This window comes from Monashia sp. HAY1-2A (assembly GCF_056755315.1).
In genome coordinates, this window is record NZ_JBNDHY010000006.1 from 29,686 (window position 1) to 48,758 (window position 19,073).

Below are 19,073 nucleotides of genomic sequence, written 5' to 3' on the forward strand. Positions count from 1 at the left end.
GCTCGGAGCGCCCTGTCGTCGTGACGACGGACGGTACGCTGCTCGACCTCGCCCCGGTCGCGACCGACGTCGACGCCGGCTTCCTGGCCCACGGGATCCCCGCTGCCCACGAGGCGCTCGAGCGCGACCTGCTTGCTCCCCTGCCTGTTCCCCTGCACGCGGCCGGTCGCTCGCCGGCGGACGGCGCCGGAGGCGTCCCCCGGTACGGACCATCTGTCGCCCGTCCGGGGAAGATCGTCGGCCTCGGCCTCAACTACCACGACCACGCGGCCGTCCTCGGGGTCCCGGTGCCGACCGAGCCCGTCGTGTTCCTCAAGGCGACGAGCTCGGTCTGCGGACCCGACGACCCGGTACGCCTCCTGCCCGGGTCCACGACGACGGACCACGAGGTCGAGCTCGCGGTCGTCGTGGGTCGCCGGCTCACCGACGCCACCCCCGAGGAGGCCCTCGCCGCGGTCGCGGGCTACACCCTCGCCGACGACCTCACCGACCGCGAGCTGCAGCTCGAGCGCGGTGGCACGTGGACGAAGGGCAAGTCCGCCGACACCTACTGCCCGCTGGGTCCGTGGCTCGTCACACCTGACGAGCTCCCCGCGCCGGACGCGACCGGGGTGCGCCTGCGGCTCGACGTGAACGGCCGGCGCCGCCAGGACGGCACGACCGACGACATGGTCCTCGGGGTGGGCGCGGCGCTGTCGTACGTCAGTGCGCTGATGACCCTGGAGCCCGGCGACGTCGTCATCACCGGCACCCCCGCCGGTGTCGCCATGGCGGCGCCGGAGCCGCGCCCGTACCTCCGCGACGGCGACCTCGTCGAGGTCGACGGAGGGCCCCTCGGCCGACATCGCTCCCCGATCCGTGCCGCGCGGCATACGGTCGGACACGAAGGCCCGACGAAGGAGTCGCCCGCATGGCTCTCGACACGCTGATCCGCGCGCCCCGCGCCGTCGTCGACGGACACGTCACCGCGGCGGTCGTCGGGGTGCAGGACGGCCGCGTGGCCGAGCTCCGTACGGCGGCGACGCTCGCCGAGCTCGAGCCCGCCGCGCGGATGCTCGCGGCGCGGGCCCTCGTCGACCTGGCACCCGACGAGGTGCTCCTGCCCGGGCTCGTCGACACGCACGTGCACGTCAACGAACCGGGGCGCACCGAGTGGGAGGGCTTCGCGAGCGCCACCCGTGCCGCCGCCCGTGGCGGGGTGACGACCATCGTCGACATGCCGCTCAACTCCGTCCCCCCGACGACGACCGTCGAGGCGCTGGAGGCCAAGCGCGAGGTCGCCCGTGGGCAGGCCTGGGTCGACGTCGGCTTCTGGGGCGGAGCCGTCCCCGGCAACGTCGGAGACCTCGGACCGTTGCATGAGCAGGGCGTCTTCGGGTTCAAGTGCTTCCTGCTGCACTCGGGTGTCGACGAGTTCCCGCACCTCGAGCCGGCCGACTTCGAGGCCGCGATGCACGAGACGGCGCGCCTCGGCGCGCTGATGATCGTCCACGCCGAGGACGCGCACGTCATCGAGCAGGCCCGTCCGGCGGACGGTCGGGCGTACGCCGCCTTCCTGCGCTCGCGTCCGCGTGGCGCCGAGAACCTCGCGATCGCCCACGTCATCGAGCTGGCCCGGCGGACCGGTGGCCGCGCGCACGTGCTGCACCTGTCGAGCTCCGACGCTCTGCCGATGCTGAGATCGGCGCGCGCCGACGGCGTCGCGCTCGGCGTCGAGACGTGCCCGCACTACCTGACCTTCTCGGCCGAGGAGATCCCGGACGGGGCGACGGAGTTCAAGTGCTGCCCGCCGATCCGCGAGTCGGCGAACCGCGACCGCCTCTGGGAGGGGCTGGCCTCGGGCGACATCGACCTCGTCGTCACCGACCACTCGCCGTGCACGCCCGACCTCAAGGCGTTCGACAGCGGCGACTTCGGCACGGCATGGGGCGGCATCGCCGGGCTCCAGCTCGGGCTCGCCGCCACCTGGACCGGCGCGCGGGCCCGCGGCCTCGGGCTGCCGGACGTCGTGCGCTGGATGTCCACTGCACCCGCGGAGCAGGTCGGTCTGGCCGCCAAGGGACGGATCGCCGTGGGAGCGGACGCCGACCTCGCCGTCTTCGCCCCCGACGACGAGTTCGTCGTCGACGCGAACGCCCTGCAGCACAAGAACCCCGTGTCGGCGTACGCCGGCCGCACGCTCACGGGCCTCGTGCGGCAGACCTGGCTGCGCGGCACCCCCGTGGACGTCGACGCAGCGCCGCGTGGGCGGCTGCTGCGGAGAGGAGACGCATGAACCAGCCGAGCTACCACGTCCCGCAGGGCGGGTTGCCACCCCAGACCGACCTGACGACCGACCGGGCCGTCTTCACCGAGGCGTATGCCCTCCTGCCCCGCGGGACGATGCGCGACATCGTCACCAGCGCGCTCCCCTACTGGGAGGGGACCCGCACCTGGGTCATCGCCCGGCCGCTGTCGGGGTTCGCCGAGACGTTCTCGCAGTACGTTGTCGAGGTGTCGCCCGGCGGAGGCAGCGACCGGCCCGAGCTCGACCCCGGCGCCGAGGGCGTCCTCTTCGTCGTCGGCGGGTCGCTGCGGCTCCTCGTCGGCCCCGACGGGCAGGTCGACGAGCACGTCATGGAGCCGGGCGGGTACGCGTACCTGCCGGCCGGGGCCCGCTGGCGTCTCAGGGTCGATGCCGACGCGAACGAGCCGGCGACGTTCCACTGGATCCGCAAGGCCTACGAGCCGGTCGACGGCATCGACGCACCGGAGGCGTTCGTCACGCACGAGCGCGACGTCGAGGCCAACCCGATGCCGGACACGAACGACGCGTGGACGACGAAACGCTTCGTCGACCCGCTCGACGTGCGTCACGACATGCACGTCACGATCGTCACCTTCGAGCCGGGAGGGGTCATCCCCTTTCCCGAGACCCACGTCATGGAGCACGGCCTCTACGTGCTGGAGGGCAAGGCCGTCTACCTGCTCAACAGGGACTGGGTCGAGGTGCAGGCGGGGGACTTCATGTGGCTGCGCGCGTTCTGCCCGCAGGCCTGCTACGCGGGAGGCCCGGGACGCTTCCGCTACCTGCTCTACAAGGACGTCAACCGGCACCCGAAGCTGTCCAGACAGTTCCTCTGAACGGAACCAACTATCCACATAGTGGAATAACTGCCGAGCCACACCTTCCCAACGGACTGGGCTGCCGCGTACGATCGATGCAGCGTCCGACCGTTGTTCGGCATGGATAACCAGCGGCTCGGTTCACCCCCCAACCATGCGGCCGATCGTCGTCTCGACCGGTCGAACCGGTGCTTCGCGCACCACGAGGAGTGGACAATGACGTCTTCGACCACCGCACCGACCCCGTCGGTCTGCGTCAACGGCGAGCGCATCGACCTCGCCGGTGTGCCGGCCTGGACGAGCGCGCTCGACCTGATCCGGTCGCGTGGCCTGACCGGCGCCAAGGAGGGCTGTGCCGAGGGTGAGTGCGGGGCGTGCTCGGTCCTCGTGGCCCGCCCCGGCAGCGACTCCTTCGGCGGGCGCGGAGAGACTGCGGACGGCACGGCCGACGCCACGGCCTGGACCGCCATCAACGCGTGCCTCATCCCGGCGGCCTCGCTCGACGGGCAGGAGGTCGTGACGGCCGAGGGCCTCGGCGAGCCCACGAGGCTGCACCCCGTGCAGCAGGAGCTGGCCGAGCGCGGCGGCTCGCAGTGCGGTTACTGCACGCCCGGGTTCGTCTGCAGCATGGCCGCCGAGTACTACCGCCCCGGCCGCTGCGACACGGCTCCCGGTCACGACGACGGTGACGAACACGGCCCCAACGGCTTCGACCTCCACGCCCTGTCGGGCAACCTGTGCCGCTGCACCGGCTACCGGCCGATCCGTGACGCCGCGTACGCGCTGGGCGCTCCTGCGGAGTCCGACCCGCTCGCCGCGCGCCGTCACGAGCCGGCACCGGCGGCCGTCGCCACACGGCTCTCCACGGCGTCCGGCTCCTACGCCCGAGCGGCGGACCTCGCCGACGTCTTCGCCCTCATGGCAGAGCACCCCGACGCGGTGCTCGTCGCCGGGTCGACCGACTGGGGCGTCGAGGTCAACCTGCGCGGCACCCGCGCGCCCCACGTCATCGGGATCGACCGGGTCGAGGAGCTGCGCGGCCTCGAGGTCGGCGCCACGTCCGTCGAGATCGGCGCGGCCCTCACGCTGTCCGAGGTCGAGACCAGGCTGGACGGTCGGATCCCGCTGCTCGCCGAGGTGTTCCCGCAGTTCGCCTCACGCCTCATCCGCAACGGCGCGACCATCGGCGGCAACCTCGGCACCGGCTCGCCCATCGGCGACCTGCCCCCGGCGCTGCTCGCCCTCGAGGCGGCCGTCGTGCTCGCCTCGTCGCGCGGCGAGCGCGAGGTGCCGCTGGCCGACTACTTCACCGGCTACCGCCAGACCGTCCGGGCCGCCGACGAGGTCATCCGCGCCGTGCGGGTCCCGCTCCCGCTCGCTCCTGTGTCGGCCTTCCACAAGATCGCCAAGCGGCGCTTCGACGACATCAGCAGCGTCGCCGTGGGCTTCGCCGTCACCGTCGAGGACGGCACCGTGCGCAAGGCCCGGATCGGTCTCGGCGGCGTCGCCGCGACCCCCGTCCGCGCACTCGCGACCGAGGCGGCCCTCGAGGGCCGCGCCTGGAGCAGGGAGGTCGTCCGCGAGGCGGCCGCGGTGATGCGCGCCGAGGGCACACCGCTCGACGACCACCGCGCCAGTGCGGCCTACCGGAGCACGATGCTGGGCACGGCCCTGCTCAAGCTCCATGCCCAGCACGCGACGCAGCAGGAGGTGGGAGCATGAGCCAGCTCTCCGAGCGCCCGACGAACCCCGTTGTGGGACAGACGATCCCGCACGAGGCAGCAACGCTCCACGTCACGGGTCGAGCCCTGTACACCGACGACCTCGTCGGCCGCACCGCCCACGTGCTGCACGCCTGGCCGGTGCAGGCACCTCACGCCCGCGCCACGGTGAAAGCCCTGCGCGTCGAGCCGGCGTACGCCGTCGAGGGTGTCGTGCGTGTCCTGACCGCAGCAGACGTCCCCGGCGTCAACGACGCTGGGGTCAAGCACGACGAGCCGTTGTTCCCCACCGAGGTGATGTATGTGGGCCACGCCGTGTGCTGGGTCCTCGGGGAGACGCTCGAGGCCGCCCGGCTCGGCGCGACAGCGGTGGAGGTCGACTACGAGCCGCACCCCGCGATCGTCACGGTCCGCGAGGCCATCGCCGCCGAGTCCTTCCAAGGGGCCCAGCCGCGCCTCGAGCGCGGCGACGTCGGTGCCGGCCTCGCGCGCTCGACGCACGTGCTGAGCGGCGAGCTCGAGTTCGCCGGGCAGGAGCACTTCTACCTCGAGACGCACTGTGCGCTCGCCCACGTCGACGAGAACGGCCAGGTCTTCGCGCAGTCGAGCACCCAGCACCCGAGCGAGACGCAGGAGATCATCGCGCACGTGCTCGGGATCGCGAGCAACGAGGTCACCGTCCAGTGCCTCCGCATGGGCGGCGGCTTCGGCGGCAAGGAGATGCAGCCCCACGGCCTGGCCGCCATCGCCGCCCTGGGCTCCACACTCACCGGGCGCCCGGTTCGTCTGCGGCTCAACCGGACCCAGGACATGACGATGACCGGCAAGCGGCACGGCTTCCACGCCGAGTGGCGGGTCGGCTTCGACGACGACGGACGCCTCCAGGCCCTCGATGCCACCCTGACCGCCGACGGTGGCTGGAGCCTCGACCTGTCCGAACCGGTGCTCGCCCGTGCCCTCTGCCACATCGACAACGCCTACTGGATCCCGGACGTCCGCGTGAACGGTCGCATCGCGCGGACCAACAAGACCTCGCAGACGGCCTTCCGGGGTTTCGGCGGTCCCCAGGGCATGCTCGTCATCGAGGACATCCTCGGCCGGTGTGCACCCCTGCTCGGGATCGACCCCGCCGAGCTGCGGCGCCGCAACTTCTACGTCGAGGGCCAGAGCACGCCGTACGGCCAGGCGGTGCGCCACCCCGAGCGCCTGGTGGCCGCCTGGGACGGGGTCGTCGCGAGCGGTGAGCTGGACCGGCGGCGCCACGAGATCGCCGCGTTCAACGCGACCCACGCCGACACGAAGCGGGCCCTCGCCATCACACCCGTGAAGTTCGGGATCTCCTTCAACCTCACGGCGTTCAACCAGGCCGGCGCGCTGGTGCACGTCTACAAGGACGGGTCGGTGCTCATCAACCACGGCGGCACGGAGATGGGCCAGGGGCTGCACACCAAGATGCTGCAGGTGGCCGCGACCACGCTCGGCGTCCCGCTGCACAAGGTGCGCCTCGCCCCGACCCGCACCGACAAGGTCCCCAACACCTCTGCCACCGCGGCGAGCTCGGGGGCCGACCTCAACGGCGGAGCCGTCAAGAACGCGTGCGAGCAGATCCGGGGGCGGCTGGCCCAGGTCGCGGCCGGGGCCTTGGGCGTCAACCCGCACGACGTGCGCTTCGACCGGGGCATGGTGCACGCCGTCGGCGACGACGCCGAGCACATCGACTGGGACGACGTCGTGGGCCTCGCGTACGTCCAGCGGGTCCAGCTGTGGGCAGCCGGCTTCTACCGCACCGAGGGCCTTCACTGGGACTCGTCGCGCATGCAGGGCTCGCCGTTCAAGTACTTCGCCTACGGCGTCGCGGCGGCCGAGACGGAGGTGGACGGGTTCACCGGCGCGTACCGCACGCGGCGCGTCGACATCGTCCACGACGTCGGCGACAGCCTCTCCCCACTTGTCGACCTGGGCCAGATCGAGGGCGGTTTCGTCCAGGGCGCAGGGTGGCTCACGCTCGAGGACCTGCGCTGGGACGAGAGCGACTGGCCCTCCCGCGGACGGCTGGCCACCCAGGCCGCAAGCACCTACAAGCTGCCGTCCTTCTCGGAGATGCCCGAGGTCTTCAACGTGTCGCTGCTCGAGCACGCGCACGAGGAGGGCGCCGTCTACGGCTCCAAGGCCGTCGGCGAACCGCCCCTCATGCTGGCCTTCTCGGTGCGGGAGGCCCTGCGCCAGGCGGCCGCCGCGTTCGGCCCGCCGGGGACGAGCGTGGCCCTCGCCTCGCCGGCCACCCCGGAGGCGGTCTACTGGGCCGTCGAGTCCGCGCGCAGCCAGCACGCCGAGGACGGCGAGGCAGAGCGTGCCGCGAGTGCCGGGATGACGTTGGGTGACGGCGCGCCGGCGCCGGACCAGCCTCCGGCCGAGGCACCGCGGATGCGCCCGGAGTCCGAGCAGGTCGCGGCCGGAGCCACGGCCGCAGCCACGGCCGGAGCGGGACGATGAGCTGGGTCCGGGCCGTCGAGGCCCTGCGCGCCCAGCGCCTGCCCGGAGTCCTCGTCACGGTCACGGCCGTGCGCGGTCACGCGCCCCGCGAGGCCGGCGCCAAGATGGTCGTGGCCGCCGACGAGGTCTGGGACACCATCGGCGGCGGGAATCTCGAGGCGACCGCCGTCGACCGCAGCCGGGCGCTCATCGCCGACGGCGCGTCCGCACCTGAGACCCTGACGCTCTCGCTCAGCGACAAGGCACCCGGCGAGCACGGTCAGCAGTGCTGCGGCGGCGAGGTGACCATCCTGCTCGAGCCGCTCGCCGTCGTGCCCGCCGTCGCGATCTTCGGTGTCGGCCACGTCGGGCTCGAGCTGGCCCGCATCCTCGCGAGGCACGACCTCGAGCTGCACCTCGTCGACTCACGCGCCGACCAGGTGGAGCCGCAGCGCCTGGCCGTCCTCGACGACGCCGTCGCGCGCATCCACGTGCACCACGCCCCGGTGCCCGAGATGGCTCTGGGGCAGGTCCCCGCCGGGACGGACCTGCTCATCATGACGCACGACCACGCAGAGGACGCGGCCCTGTGCGACATGGCCCTGCGCAGCAGCCACCTGGGCTCGATCGGGCTCATCGGGTCATCGGCGAAGTGGCGTCGCTTCGAGGTGCTGCTGCGCCGTGAGGGCCACGACGACGCCGCCCTGGCCCGGATCACGACGCCCATCGGCCTGCCGGACATCGTCGGCAAGGACCCCGCGACCATTGCCGTCAGCGTTGCGGGCGACCTGCTGCGGCGGTTCGCGGCCCGACCGTCCGGCTCGCGTCCCCCGTCAGCCTCGTCAGCCTCGTCGATGTCCCCGCCGTCCGACGGCCGTTCGGAGGTGGCCCGGTGACGATCTACCGCGGCACCTTCTTCGACACCCCTCCCGGCGGCTCCTACGCCCCGACGGGTCATGTGCTCCGCGCGGACGCGGACATCGCCCTTCGCGTCGTCGACGGCACCATCATCGAACGCGGCGCCTACGCAGACGCCCGCCGCCGCCATCCCGACGAGGACGTCGTCGACCTGAGTGGGGGCCTCGTGCTCCCGGGCCTCGTCGACACCCACGTCCACTACCCGCAGGTCCGGGCGATCGGCGCGCTCGGCATGCCGCTGCTCCAGTGGCTCGACGAGTGCGCGCTGCCCGAGGAGGCGCGGCTCGCCTCGGCGCCCTATGCGCGCGAGGTGGCGACGGAGTTCGTCGCCGGCCTCGTGTCCGCCGGCACGACGACCGCCCTCGTCTTCGGCTCGCACTTCGCGAGCGCCGTGGACGTCCTCTTCGAGGAGGTCGAGCGGGTCGGTGTGCGCGTCACCGCGGGCCTCGTCGTCAGCGACCGTTCGCTGCCCGCGGCCCTGCTCAGCACGCCGGAGCGGGCCTATGACGAGGCGCTCGACCTCGCGCGTCGCTGGCACGGGCGGGGCCGGTCGAGGTACGCCGTGACGCCGCGCTTCTCGTACTCCGCGAGCGACGACCTGCTCGACTCGTGCCGGGCCGTCCTCAAGGACGTCCCGGGAGCGTGGTTCACGTCGCACGTCAACGAGAACCCGGCCGAAGTGGCCGCTGTGGCAGCGCTTTTCGCCGACGCCGAGGATTACGTCGACACCTACGACCGGCACGGGCTCGTCGGCACGAGCACGGTCCTGGCCCACAACGTCCACGCGACCGACCGGGAGCTGGCGATGCTCGCCTCCCAGGGTGCAGCGGTGGCGCACTGCCCGACGAGCAACTCCGCGCTCGGCAGCGGCCTCTTCCCGCTCCGGGCGCACGCCGAGCACGGCGTCCGGGTCGCCCTCGGCTCGGACGTCGGCGCGGGCACCGGCTTCTCGCTGCTCAAGGAGGGACTGCAGGCGTACTTCATGCAGCAGCTCCTCGGCGCCCGGGGTCTGCCGCTCCGGGCGCCGGACCTGCTGCACCTGGCCACCCGGGCAGGTGCCCTGGCACTCGGGCTCGGCGAGCAGGTCGGGGACCTGTCGGTCGGCAAGCAGTTCGACGCGGTGTGGGTGCGGCCGCTGTCGGGCGACCCGCTCGACGTCGGCCTGCGGCACGCCGCGTGCCCGGAGGACGCCCTCGCCAAGACGTTCGCGCTCGCGGGTGCCTCCGACCTGGCCGGCGTGTGGGTGGGCGGCGACCGGGTCAAGGGCTGAGCCCGACGGTCAGCGGGCCTCGGCGTCGAGGACGGCCGCGTACGCCGGCAGGGTGAGGAAGTCCGGGAAGTCGTCGGAGACCGCGCTGCCGACGAACAGCCGACGTGCCTCGGCCCAGAGACCGTCGGCGTCGAAACGGTCCCCTCCGACGGCGCTGCGGAGGGCGGCACACTCCTCCTCGACCACGGCCTGGACGAGCTCGGCCGTCACCGTCGTGCCGTCGGCGAGCGTCACGTCGTTGTGGATCCACTGCCACACCTGGGACCGCGAGATCTCGGCGGTGGCGGCGTCCTCCATGAGGTTGTCGATGCCGGCGGCGCCGTTGCCCGAGAGCCAGGCGTGGAGGTACTGGATGCCGACGGACACGTTGCCCCGCAAGCCCTGGAGCGTGCGCTCGCCGGGGGTCCGGGAGACTGCGAGCAGGTCGGAGGCCGTCACCTTCACGTCGTCGCGCTGCCGGTCCAGCTGGTTGGGCCGGTCGCCCAGCGTCTCGGTGAAGACCTCGGCGCACAGGCCGACGAGGTCGGGGTGGGCGACCCAGGACCCGTCGAAGCCGGCCCTCGCCTCGCGGGTCTTGTCCTCGCGCACCTTCGCGAAGGCGCGCTCGTTGGCCTGGGCGTCGCGGCGGCTCGGGATGAACGCCGCCATGCCGCCGATGGCCATGGCACCGCGGCGGTGGCACGTCGCGACGAGCAGGTCGCTGAAGGCCTTCATCATCGGCGCGTTCATCGTCACGTCGTTGCGGTCCGGGAGGGTGAAGGCGGGGCCGGCGTCGCGGAAGTTCTTGATGATGGAGAAGAGGTAGTCCCACCGACCGGCGTTGAGCCCGGCTGCATGGTCTCGCAGCTCGTAGAGGATCTCGTCCATCTCGAAGGCGGCCGGGATCGTCTCGATGAGCACGGTGGCCCGGATCGTGCCGTGGTCGAGACCGAGCACCTCCTCGGTGCGGGTGAAGACGTCGTCCCACAGACGCGCCTCGAGGTGCGACTCCATCTTCGGGAGGTAGAAGTAGGGACCGCTCCCGCGCCGGAGCAGCTCGTGCGTGTTGTGGAAGGCGTAGAGGCCGAAGTCGAGCAGCGCTGCCACGACCGGTGCGCCGTCGAGCGTGACGTGGGCCTCGTCGAAGTGCCAGCCCCGCGGACGCGGCACGATGACGGGTGCCTGCTCCGGGTCGCGCAGGGCGTACTCCTTGCCCTCGGGGCTCGTGAACGCGATGGTGCCGCGGACGGCGTCGCGCAGCGTCACCTGTCCCCCGACGACGTTGCGCCAGTGCGGGGTGTTGGCGTCCTCGAGGTCGGCGAGCCACACCCTCGCTCCGCTGTTGAGGGCATTGATCGCCATCTTGCGGTCGGTCGGACCCGTGATCTCGACGCGCCGGTCGCGCAGGGCGGGAGGCGGTGCGGCGACCGTCCAGTCACCGGACCGGACCTCGGCCGTCTCGGGGAGGAAGTCGAGCGTGCCACCGTCCGCGAGGGCAGCCCGACGCGCGGCCCGCGCGCGGAGCAGCTCGTCACGTCGGGCGCCGAAGCGGCGCTGGAGGTCGGCCACGAGCTCGAGCGCCTCCGGCGTCAGGACCTCGTCGCTTCGCTCGACGGGCGGTCCTGCGACAGTGAGGGTGCCGGTGGCTGTCATGCTCGCTCCTTGCTCACGCCCGCGTGGGGCTGGTTCGTGGTTCGGACACGCGGCCCCGCCTCGCCGGCGGCGGCCGTCCCCCTGCGAGACTGGACGGCAGTGACGCACGGCGCTGGCTGCCACCCGATGGCGCTCGCTGGGCTATGATTTCATCATACGGAAAACTATTCTCACAAACGGCGTTGCGCCTCGTGAGACGACGAGCCGAGAGAGGCAGGGCCGCATGCCCGCACGCACGACCGGGACGCGTTCGAGCGCCCGCTCCAGCGCCACGCCGAGCGCGGGCTCCTCGGCGTCCGGTCGCGGCCCCGCGGGCGGCGCGAGGGCCACGGGCGGCGTCCAGTCCCTGGACCGGGCCTTCGCGATCCTCGAGACCATCGCCGACGCCGGCGGCGTGATCAGCCTCTCGCAGCTGGCGGCCGACACGCACCTCCCGCTGCCCACGATCCATCGGCTCGTCCGCACGCTCGTCGACCTCGGCTATGTCCGTCAGGAGCCCTCGCGGCAGTACGCCCTCGGCCCTCGCCTGATCCGGCTCGGCGAGACGACGTCGCGGCGGCTGGCCAGCTGGGCCAGGCCGCACCTGGCCGCCGTGGTCGCGGAGCTCGGCGAGTCGGTCAACCTCGCGATGCTCGACGGCGACCAGGTGGTCTACGTCGGCCAGGTGATGCCCTCGCAGAACTCGATGCGGATGTTCACGGAAGTGGGTCGTCGCGTCGACCCGCACACGACCGCCGTCGGCAAGGCGATCCTCGCATCGCACGACGACGACGAGATCCGAGCGCTGCTCGGGCGCACCGGGATGGCGAGCCGAACGGAGCACTCGATCACGACGCCGGATGCGTTCATCGCCGAGATCGACCGGACCCGGAGCCGCGGGTACGCCGTGGACGACGAGGAGCAGGAGCTCGGTGTGCGGTGTGTCGCGGTCCCCGTGCCGGGCGACGGCCGGCTCGCGGTCTCGATGTCCGGCCCGCTCACCCGGATGGCAGACGGCATGGTCGAGAAGGCCGTGGCGCCGCTCCGCTCGGCGGCGGACGCCATCGCAGCGGAGCTGAGCACACGCTCCTGAGGTTCGACCGGCCGCCGGGTTCAGGCGCTCTCATCTCCGATCGCGCTCGCGCTCCCGTGCACATCGCGCGCTCCTGGCCGTCACCGCCTCGGCGGGCACGGTAGGTGCAGTGGGGCAGCGCCGGTCAGCAGCTCGAACGCTTGGGTGAGCTCGGCACAGCTGCGGTCCGCGAGCTCCCGACCCTGTAGCGGGGCCTCGGCCAGTCCCCATGCGATGACGTCGGCTGCTTGCTCCATCCCGCGGGTCTCCCAGGGGACGCCGGGCGCGTTCCACGCCCGCAGCTGCATCCGGGCCAGGAACTGCTCCCGGGTCGGCTCGTCGAGGTTCTGCCACATCCACGCGTGCGCGAGCTCGTGCAACATCATCGACCGCTGGAACGGCGTCGCGGCCGCCCCTTCGACGGTGTCGCACAGGTAGATGCTGCTGCTCCTGCCCTGCGGGCGGGCCAGTCCCCATCTGTCGCTGGAACACTCGACCGGATGGGCGTGCTCGTCGAACGCGACGGACGCGACGTCCGGCATGCCGAGGTGAGCGGTGGGGAACCGTCCCATCGCCCAGCGGACCAGATCGTCGGCCGCCTCGGTGCCGTTGTGCACCTCGACCCGCCGCCCGGCCACCGTGACGGTTCCGGTGACCCGGTCCTCGACGGGCGCGGGGAGGACCGCATGCGTCCACCAGCCGTCCGGCAGCTCCGACGCGCTGACGCAGCTGCGCATCGACGCGACGTCGTGGTACCGGCGCTCGGCCACGATCCGGCCCTTCTCGATCTGCAGCTGTGCCGTGACGCCACCCGGGCAGCCGGTGCCGTCGTCACCGGTGTAGGTCAGGTAGGCCGTGAGGGGACCACGGTATTCGGGCCAGTAGCCGTAGAGCGCCGGCCCCCCGCCACCGGGGATCGCGTCCAGCCGCAGCGGCGCCCCACCGTGCTCCGCGGCAAACGACCCGATCGCATCCCGCCCGATGCGCCGCACTCCCAGCACAGAGTCGAGCAGGGTCGCGTTCTCCCCGTAGAGAGCGCCGACTGCACGACCATCGCGTCCGGACCACGCGGACAGGTAGCGGTCCACGAGCCCCCGTGAGGCAGCCAGGTCCTCGCCGAACCACGTGCGCGCGTCGTAGACCGGAGCTGTGAGGAACTGGAGCGACGCCCCGTGCACGGTCCGGGTCGCGGCACCGTCGGCGGCGTGCTCCGACACCAGAAGCTCGTCGGGACCCAGACGGTCACCCCACCCGGGCGGGCGGTCACCGTCCGACCCGGGCGTCAGCCGGTACTCGACGACCGCCCCGGACACGTCGATGTACGACCGCCCCGCCACGCCCTTCTCGATGGAGGAGAACGTGCCCGCGACGAAGCCGGCCACGGCCGCGCGGCCCTGGATCGGCCCCACCTGGTTGCAGCACAGGAGGTGCACGCTGTCGGCCGCTTCGAACATCAGCAGCTCCGCGACGGACCGATGCGACGCGCGGTCCCGCGCCGCGATCCACTGCACGGCGTTCTCGGCCCAGGGCCGGCCCGTTCCGGAACCGGTCAGCAGGGCGACGGACGTCGCGGCGATCGCTCCGAGCACCGCGGCTCCGTGGCCACGTCGTCGTCGACCCGGGTTCCGCGGACCAGCGCGCACACTGAGCATCACGTCAGCCGGGCCACGCCGCGCGGTCGAGGCCGCCGTCTCGGCGACTCGAGTCGGCACCGACGGCTGCGGGTCGCAGCGCCACGAACGGGTGGGTTCGGACGAAGGAGCGGAGCGCAGCCTCAGCGCGCAGGTCCGGCCAGCCGAGGATCCGCGAAGCCAGCATCCCGCGGTACGGGTGCCGTCCGAGGAAATCCCTTGCGACGTCGACGCTTTCCTCGTCCGAGAGGAACCGATGTTGCGGGGTGTACGACTCGCGGCCGACCTCCACGCGCAGGGCGGGACGGGCACGGAGGTTCCGGACCCAGTCGGAGTCGGGACCCCACCCGGAAAGGATGACGACCTCACGGGTAGTGGGCTCATACCGCATCACCATCGCCGTCATCGGATGCGCCCGTCCCGTGGTGCGTCCAGCGTGGACGAGCAGCATGAAGGTGCGACCGAGAAGCCGACCCCATCCGCGGCGGTAGAGGACCAGGGGGAGCCGGAACACTGCGAGTGCCAACCGGCCCGGCCGCCGCCGAAGCCCGAGAAGGGGTCGGTCGTGCCAGGCCCTGGCCGCCTGACTGTTCTTCACGATTCCACCTTCCTTGCTCCGCCTTCCTGCACGACCGGGCCGCGTCTTCGACGATCCGGGTGCACCGGTGCACCCGGATCGTCGAACCGCACCGACAGGCGTAGCCCGCTCGTGGACCCTCCAGGGGCCCGTCGGGCGTCAGGCGTGGGCCGCCGGTGCGTCGTGCGCGTGCACGAACCCGGCGTGGTCGACGATCTCCATCAGCCACACGACGAGGATCGAGCCCATGAACACGGCCAGCAGTACCTCGGCGGCGGCGGCTTCAGCGAAGGCCAAAGCCACCAGTCCGAGGACCAGCGCGACGACGGCGACACCGGTTCCCACCTTGCCGACTCGGTCGAAGGCGTCGCCGCTCCGCATGACGAGGAACGCGACGGTGCCCAGGACGAGGCCGACGGCTGACATCCCGCGGGGGTCCTTGACGAACGGCATCTCGCCGTTGACCAGGTAACCGACGTAGGGGACGCCGATGGCAACGACGAGGATGGTGCCGACCAGGTCTTTGAGTCTCAGTCTCATGATCACACCTCCTTCCACCGCCCACTCTGGCCTGCGTTCGACTCACGCAGAAGAGGCGAAGGTCTCGCGCGCGGGGTGATGGTCGAGACACGGCAGGCGACGCATTGCCTAGTGCAGAACGACGATCAGGTTCATCGCTGCGTGCAGGATGAGGGGCGGATACAGGCTGCCCGTCACCGCGCGCGCATATCCGTACACGACGCCCCAGACGGCGGCGTTCAGCACCTGCACCGCCACGAAGCCGATGGGTACCCCCACGAGCGCGTTGGCAGCGTGCAGCAGACCGAAAGCGATGCCGCCTGCCCACACGGCGAGCGTTGTGCCCATGTGGTCGGGGTAGATGCGAGCGAATGCGGCGCACAGCATCGCGAAGACGGCACCGCGCCACATCGTCTCCTCGACGAGCGGAACGGTGACAACCTCGGTGATCAACCACTCGTGGCCGCTGTAGAGAGTGGTGCCGCGGGTCAGGAGGAGGTACCCACCCACGATGCCGCAGTTGGCGAGGAGGGTCAGCAGGAGCCGTCGCCAGTGACGTCGAGTCTCACCCTGCCGCAAGCCCAGCATTCGAGGTCGCCAGACAGAGGCCACCGCGAGCGGGACGATCAGATGCAGGCGAGAGGCGAGCCCGTACGCCGTCGCTAGCCACACTGACGCGCCGATCGGAGGGAAGCGGGAGGTGACGAAGTGGTTGAAAGCCTGGTCGAGAAGCACGAAGGCAGCTGAGAAGGCGGCCAGCGCCAGGATGACCAGCATCGCCCTTGCCAGCGCACGCGGGGGCGGTCCCTGGCTCAATGCAGGGTTGTCTCGCGCTGGCTCAACACGAGTCACGTCAGCCGCCCCGCTCGTGAGCCTGTTCTGTCAAGGCCCACCGGGAGACGACGCCTGCTTGCGGCCCCGCGCGAAGTACACGATCGGCCCGACCCAGCTGATCGCGATGATGGCGGCCCACTTCGCCTTGCTCCCGTTGACCTCGGCAGCGTCTCGGCGGGCGAGGTCGACCCACGCCGTCGCCGCCAGGGACAGCTGCACGGAGGCGGCCACCAGAGTGGCTGTCCTCTGCCTGCTGCTCAGGTCCGACCACTGCTTGGTCCGCCGCTGGTTCATGGTTCCTCCCTCATCCCTCATGCCCGACGTCACTCATCCGACGAGAGCTCGGAGGGGACGACCGCCACGGGAGTTCGAGCGTGCGTGAGCACGCGCAGGCTCACGGACCCGAGGACGAGCCCGGCGAATCCGCCATGGCCGCGGCTGCCCACGACGAGCAGCTCGGAGCCGGCCGACTCCTCGATGAGCGTCTCGACCGGGTGCCCGCGCACCAGCGTGGACTCGACCTTCACGTCCGGATACTTGTCGCACCAGCCCGCCAGCTGCTCCGAGACCAGCCGGGCCTCGCTGTCCCGCGCGGTGTCCGACCAGTCCATGGCACCGGCCAGATAGGGCCCGGTGTCCTGCCACCACCAGCACGCGACGGCCGTGAGCGCGAGGCCCAGCCTGCTGGCCCGGTCGAAGGCGAAGGCCACGGCAGGACCACAGGCCTCGCTGCCGTCCACCCCGACCGTCAGGTGCCGCCGATACGTCCTTTCCCCAGCTGGGAAGCTCGACTCAGCCAGCCGCATCGTGTCGTTGACCACCACGAGAGGGCAGCCGCTGCGGCCCGCGAGCTGCGTCGCGATCGCGCCACCGACGACGGCTTCCAAGGTGCCCTGACGCTGTCCGCCGAGCACGACCATCTCGGAGGTCTGAGCGCGAGTCAGCAGCTCGCGGGCCGGCGGCCCGGTCACCGTCTCGTACCTCATCTCGAGGCCGGGAGCGTGCTGCTCCACCACTGACATCGCGGACTCCATGACGACGCGCTCCTCGCGTCGCGGGTCCGTGCCCGGGAGCGGCTCTCCGGCCCATGGCTGGACGTGCAGCACGTGCAGGGCGCGGTTGCGCGACCTCGCCTCGTGCACGGCCCAGCACAGGGCGCCGCGGCTGCTTCGGCGCCCGTCATAGCCGACGAGGATCGCCCCAGGGGAAAGAGTGTTCGTGGTCATACACCGATCGTGGGCGGCAGGGCTCCTCGTCGGCAGGGACCAAGGGCCCGCCCCCGTGTCACCCCCGAAGGCCTCTCTCGAAGGCCTCCGCAGATGTCAGGACCTTCGACCCGTGTCGCGCCGTGCCGCCGCCGAAAGTCTGGAGACAGAGCACGATCCAAGGAGGAGCCATGGTCACGGTGCGGCACCAGGACAGAGACGGACAGACGGTCACGAGCACCGCCCCCCGGCGCGGCGCCCACCCTGACGAGGGAACCACCGTCGTCGTCGGCTACGACGGCACCCACGGGGCCGATGCGGCGCTCGACTGGGCGGCCCGGGAGGCGAGCCGCCGTGGCAGCGGGCTTCTCGTCCTGTGCGCGAGTCCCTACGTCGGCGTCGAGGGCGACGGGCTGACAGGCAGCGCGCTGCTGCCGGTGGACCTCGACCAGCGGGCTCGGCAGGTCGTGGCGGCCGGCCGGGACCGCGCGCGGACCGTCCTGGACGGCGACCGCATCGTGGCCGAGGCCGTGCGCGGCGGGGCCGTCGCGACCTTGGTCGACGCCTCCAGACGCGCGGCACTCGTCGTCGTCGGACACCCGGGCAGCCGGGTCCGGGCACTCGTGACGGGGTCGACCGCCTTCGCGGTCGCGGCGCACGCCGGGTGCGACGTCGCCGTCATCCCCGGCGGGAACCTCACCCTCCCCGGGCCGGGACGGCCCGTCATGGTGGGCATCGACGGGGCGCACGACGGCGAGGTGGCCGTCGCCCGCGCAGCCGAGTTCGCCGAACGATGGGACGCGCCGCTGCACATCGTCCGCGCGTGGAGCATGTCGTTCGTCGGCTGGCCGCTCTCGTTCGAGAACATGCAGCTCGACAGCGGCGTCGGCTTCTTCGAGCACGAGGCGCGCGAGTCGGTGGACAGCGCTGTTGCGCAGGTCCGGGCCACGCATCCTGGTCTCACGGTCGAGACGACGGTCATCGAGGAGCACCCGGTGCGGGCTCTCATCGAGCTCGGCGCGTCCGCAGGCCTGGTCGTCGTGGGTACGCGCGGCATCGGCGGGTTCGACCGGCTGCTGCTCGGGTCGGTGAGCCGGGCCGTGGTCCACCACGCACCCGTGCCCGTGCTCGTCGTCCGGGCCATGAGCCCGTCATGAGCTCGTTGTGAGCCCGTCATGAGCCCGGACTGACGCCGGACGTGCCAGTCGTACGAGTCGTGAGACTCGTACGACTGGCACGTCGGCTGCAGGCCCGGGCCAGCGCGTCCGGGGCGCGCTCAGCGGGCGAGGTATCCGCCGTCGATCGGGTAGTAGCCGCCGGTCGCGAAGGACGCGCCGTCGCTGGCGAGCCAGGCCACGAGCTCGGCCACCTCGTGCGGGTCGCCGATGCGTTGGAGTGCGTGCTGAGTGGCGAGCGCCTGCAGTGTGGCCTCGTCGAGGTTGGCCTCGAGCAGCGGCGTGCGGATGAAGCCGGGGCCCACCGCGTTCACCCTGATGCCGTCGGTCGCGTGGTCCCAGGCCGCCACCTTGGTGAGGCCGACAACCGCATGCTTCGCCGCCGTGTAGGCGCTCGCGGTGGGGAAGCCGACGGCCCCGAGGACGGATGCCATGTTGATGACCGAGCCGCCGCGTCCACGTGCCTTCATGGCCGCGATGGCAGCCCGCTGCGTGTAGAAGACGCCGTCGAGGTTGACCCGGATGACCTCGTGCCATGCCTCGTCGCCGTAGTCCCCACTCGGCAGCGCCGCGCCACCGATCCCGGCGTTGCACACCGCGATGTCCACGTGCCCGAACGCGGCCAGGGTCGCGGCCATGGCGGCGTCCACGGAGGCCGGGTCTCCGACGTCGACGGTCACGCCATGCGTCCGGCACTCGAGTGCGTCCAGCTCCTTCAGCACCAGCTCGATCTGCTCCCACTCCCGGTCCCAGATCGAGATGTCGGCTCCTGAGCGTGCCATCGTCTGGGCACAGGCTCGTCCGATCCCGGATGCCCCACCGGTGATGACGGCCGCCTTGCCCCCCAGGCCATACGTGTTCATCGTCCTGTTCCTCTCTGTCGAGGACACCACTGTCCGGCCACCGACGGCAGGCGCGGCAGGGTCGGAGGTCCCGCCCGCGTGACCGGACCCGGTCTCGAGG

The 19,073-nt window shown here is 72.0% G+C and carries 17 protein-coding genes; 9 read left to right on the top strand and 8 right to left on the bottom strand.

Annotation, left to right across the window (positions count from 1 at the left end; all coding sequences use genetic code 11):
- Positions 1–20 precede the first annotated feature (20 nt).
- The 7 genes from ACPYOM_RS01835 (at position 21) to guaD (ending at position 9,486) form a co-directional block, all read left to right on the top strand.
- Positions 21–929, top strand: coding sequence for a fumarylacetoacetate hydrolase family protein (locus ACPYOM_RS01835; RefSeq protein WP_481344669.1), 909 nt, complete (start codon positions 21–23; stop codon positions 927–929).
- Complete coding sequence (gene allB / locus ACPYOM_RS01840) at positions 911–2,275, top strand: allantoinase AllB (protein ID WP_481344670.1); 1,365 nt, start codon at positions 911–913, stop codon at positions 2,273–2,275. The genes ACPYOM_RS01835 and allB overlap by 19 nt, the downstream gene beginning before the upstream one ends.
- Positions 2,272–3,123, top strand: a complete 852-nt coding sequence (locus ACPYOM_RS01845; protein ID WP_481344671.1) for a bifunctional allantoicase/(S)-ureidoglycine aminohydrolase — start codon at positions 2,272–2,274, stop codon at positions 3,121–3,123. The genes allB and ACPYOM_RS01845 overlap by 4 nt, the downstream gene beginning before the upstream one ends.
- 198 nt (positions 3,124–3,321) lie before the next feature.
- Positions 3,322–4,827, top strand: coding sequence for a xanthine dehydrogenase small subunit (locus tag ACPYOM_RS01850; protein ID WP_481344672.1), 1,506 nt, complete (start codon positions 3,322–3,324; stop codon positions 4,825–4,827).
- The gene (gene xdhB / locus ACPYOM_RS01855) at positions 4,824–7,319 is read left to right on the top strand and encodes a xanthine dehydrogenase molybdopterin binding subunit (RefSeq protein ID WP_481344673.1); all 2,496 of its coding nucleotides are present in this window, start codon (positions 4,824–4,826) and stop codon (positions 7,317–7,319) included. Before ACPYOM_RS01850 ends, xdhB begins: the two co-directional genes overlap by 4 nt.
- Positions 7,316–8,194, top strand: a complete 879-nt coding sequence (gene xdhC, locus ACPYOM_RS01860) for a xanthine dehydrogenase accessory protein XdhC (protein ID WP_481344674.1) — start codon at positions 7,316–7,318, stop codon at positions 8,192–8,194. The genes xdhB and xdhC overlap by 4 nt, the downstream gene beginning before the upstream one ends.
- A complete protein-coding gene (gene guaD, locus ACPYOM_RS01865; RefSeq protein WP_481344675.1) occupies positions 8,191–9,486 on the top strand; it encodes a guanine deaminase in 1,296 nt (431 codons plus the stop codon). The genes xdhC and guaD overlap by 4 nt, the downstream gene beginning before the upstream one ends.
- Positions 9,487–9,495: 9 nt before the next feature.
- Here guaD and aceB read toward each other — a convergent pair whose 3' ends face one another.
- Positions 9,496–11,118 (bottom strand): malate synthase A, encoded by a 1,623-nt coding sequence (aceB, locus tag ACPYOM_RS01870; RefSeq protein ID WP_481344676.1) that lies wholly within the window; start codon positions 11,116–11,118, stop codon positions 9,496–9,498.
- Between the two features lie 223 nt (positions 11,119–11,341).
- Between aceB and ACPYOM_RS01875 the strand changes: the two genes are divergently transcribed.
- Positions 11,342–12,190 (top strand): IclR family transcriptional regulator, encoded by an 849-nt coding sequence (locus ACPYOM_RS01875; RefSeq protein ID WP_481344677.1) that lies wholly within the window; start codon positions 11,342–11,344, stop codon positions 12,188–12,190.
- An 80-nt stretch (positions 12,191–12,270) separates the two neighbouring features.
- Here ACPYOM_RS01875 and ACPYOM_RS01880 read toward each other — a convergent pair whose 3' ends face one another.
- The 6 genes from ACPYOM_RS01880 to ACPYOM_RS01905 all read right to left on the bottom strand — a co-directional run bounded on the left by ACPYOM_RS01880 (position 12,271) and on the right by ACPYOM_RS01905 (position 16,956).
- Positions 12,271–13,758, bottom strand: a complete 1,488-nt coding sequence (locus ACPYOM_RS01880) for a nuclear transport factor 2 family protein (protein WP_481344678.1) — start codon at positions 13,756–13,758, stop codon at positions 12,271–12,273.
- A 67-nt stretch (positions 13,759–13,825) separates the two neighbouring features.
- On the bottom strand, positions 13,826–14,398 hold the full coding sequence (locus ACPYOM_RS01885; protein ID WP_481344679.1) for a nitroreductase/quinone reductase family protein: 573 nt from the start codon (positions 14,396–14,398) through the stop codon (positions 13,826–13,828).
- A gap of 138 nt (positions 14,399–14,536) precedes the next feature.
- The gene (locus ACPYOM_RS01890; protein WP_481343692.1) at positions 14,537–14,917 is read right to left on the bottom strand and encodes a hypothetical protein; all 381 of its coding nucleotides are present in this window, start codon (positions 14,915–14,917) and stop codon (positions 14,537–14,539) included.
- Positions 14,918–15,025: 108 nt separating this feature from the next.
- Entirely contained in the window at positions 15,026–15,673 is a 648-nt protein-coding gene (locus ACPYOM_RS01895) for a CPBP family intramembrane glutamic endopeptidase (RefSeq protein WP_481344680.1), read from the bottom strand.
- A 105-nt stretch (positions 15,674–15,778) separates the two neighbouring features.
- Positions 15,779–16,024 carry a PLDc N-terminal domain-containing protein gene (locus ACPYOM_RS01900; protein ID WP_481344681.1) on the bottom strand — a complete coding sequence of 82 codons (246 nt, stop codon included), beginning with the start codon at positions 16,022–16,024 and terminating at the stop codon, positions 15,779–15,781.
- A 29-nt stretch (positions 16,025–16,053) separates the two neighbouring features.
- Complete coding sequence (locus tag ACPYOM_RS01905) at positions 16,054–16,956, bottom strand: universal stress protein (protein ID WP_481344682.1); 903 nt, start codon at positions 16,954–16,956, stop codon at positions 16,054–16,056.
- A 170-nt stretch (positions 16,957–17,126) separates the two neighbouring features.
- Between ACPYOM_RS01905 and ACPYOM_RS01910 the strand changes: the two genes are divergently transcribed.
- Positions 17,127–18,092 (top strand): universal stress protein, encoded by a 966-nt coding sequence (locus ACPYOM_RS01910; RefSeq protein ID WP_481344683.1) that lies wholly within the window; start codon positions 17,127–17,129, stop codon positions 18,090–18,092.
- A 119-nt stretch (positions 18,093–18,211) separates the two neighbouring features.
- On the opposite strand, the gene ACPYOM_RS01915 is transcribed toward ACPYOM_RS01910, so the two are convergent.
- Entirely contained in the window at positions 18,212–18,973 is a 762-nt protein-coding gene (locus ACPYOM_RS01915; protein WP_481344684.1) for an SDR family NAD(P)-dependent oxidoreductase, read from the bottom strand.
- Positions 18,974–19,073: the final 100 nt, after the last annotated feature.

Bases quoted from the DNA above. Each gene is read 5' to 3' on its own strand.
- ACPYOM_RS01890 (WP_481343692.1), bottom strand. From the start codon at position 14,917: ATGAGACTGAGACTCAAAGACCTGGTCGGCACCATCCTCGTCGTTGCC.
- allB (WP_481344670.1), top strand. From the start codon at position 911: ATGGCTCTCGACACGCTGATCCGCGCGCCCCGCGCCGTCGTCGACGGA.
- xdhB (WP_481344673.1), top strand. From the start codon at position 4,824: ATGAGCCAGCTCTCCGAGCGCCCGACGAACCCCGTTGTGGGACAGACG.
- aceB (WP_481344676.1), bottom strand. From the start codon at position 11,118: ATGACAGCCACCGGCACCCTCACTGTCGCAGGACCGCCCGTCGAGCGA.
- ACPYOM_RS01910 (WP_481344683.1), top strand. From the start codon at position 17,127: ATGGTCACGGTGCGGCACCAGGACAGAGACGGACAGACGGTCACGAGC.
- ACPYOM_RS01915 (WP_481344684.1), bottom strand. From the start codon at position 18,973: ATGAACACGTATGGCCTGGGGGGCAAGGCGGCCGTCATCACCGGTGGG.
- ACPYOM_RS01905 (WP_481344682.1), bottom strand. From the start codon at position 16,956: ATGACCACGAACACTCTTTCCCCTGGGGCGATCCTCGTCGGCTATGAC.
- xdhC (WP_481344674.1), top strand. From the start codon at position 7,316: ATGAGCTGGGTCCGGGCCGTCGAGGCCCTGCGCGCCCAGCGCCTGCCC.
- ACPYOM_RS01845 (WP_481344671.1), top strand. From the start codon at position 2,272: ATGAACCAGCCGAGCTACCACGTCCCGCAGGGCGGGTTGCCACCCCAG.
- ACPYOM_RS01875 (WP_481344677.1), top strand. From the start codon at position 11,342: ATGCCCGCACGCACGACCGGGACGCGTTCGAGCGCCCGCTCCAGCGCC.
- ACPYOM_RS01850 (WP_481344672.1), top strand. From the start codon at position 3,322: ATGACGTCTTCGACCACCGCACCGACCCCGTCGGTCTGCGTCAACGGC.
- ACPYOM_RS01895 (WP_481344680.1), bottom strand. From the start codon at position 15,673: ATGCTGGTCATCCTGGCGCTGGCCGCCTTCTCAGCTGCCTTCGTGCTT.
- ACPYOM_RS01900 (WP_481344681.1), bottom strand. From the start codon at position 16,024: ATGAACCAGCGGCGGACCAAGCAGTGGTCGGACCTGAGCAGCAGGCAG.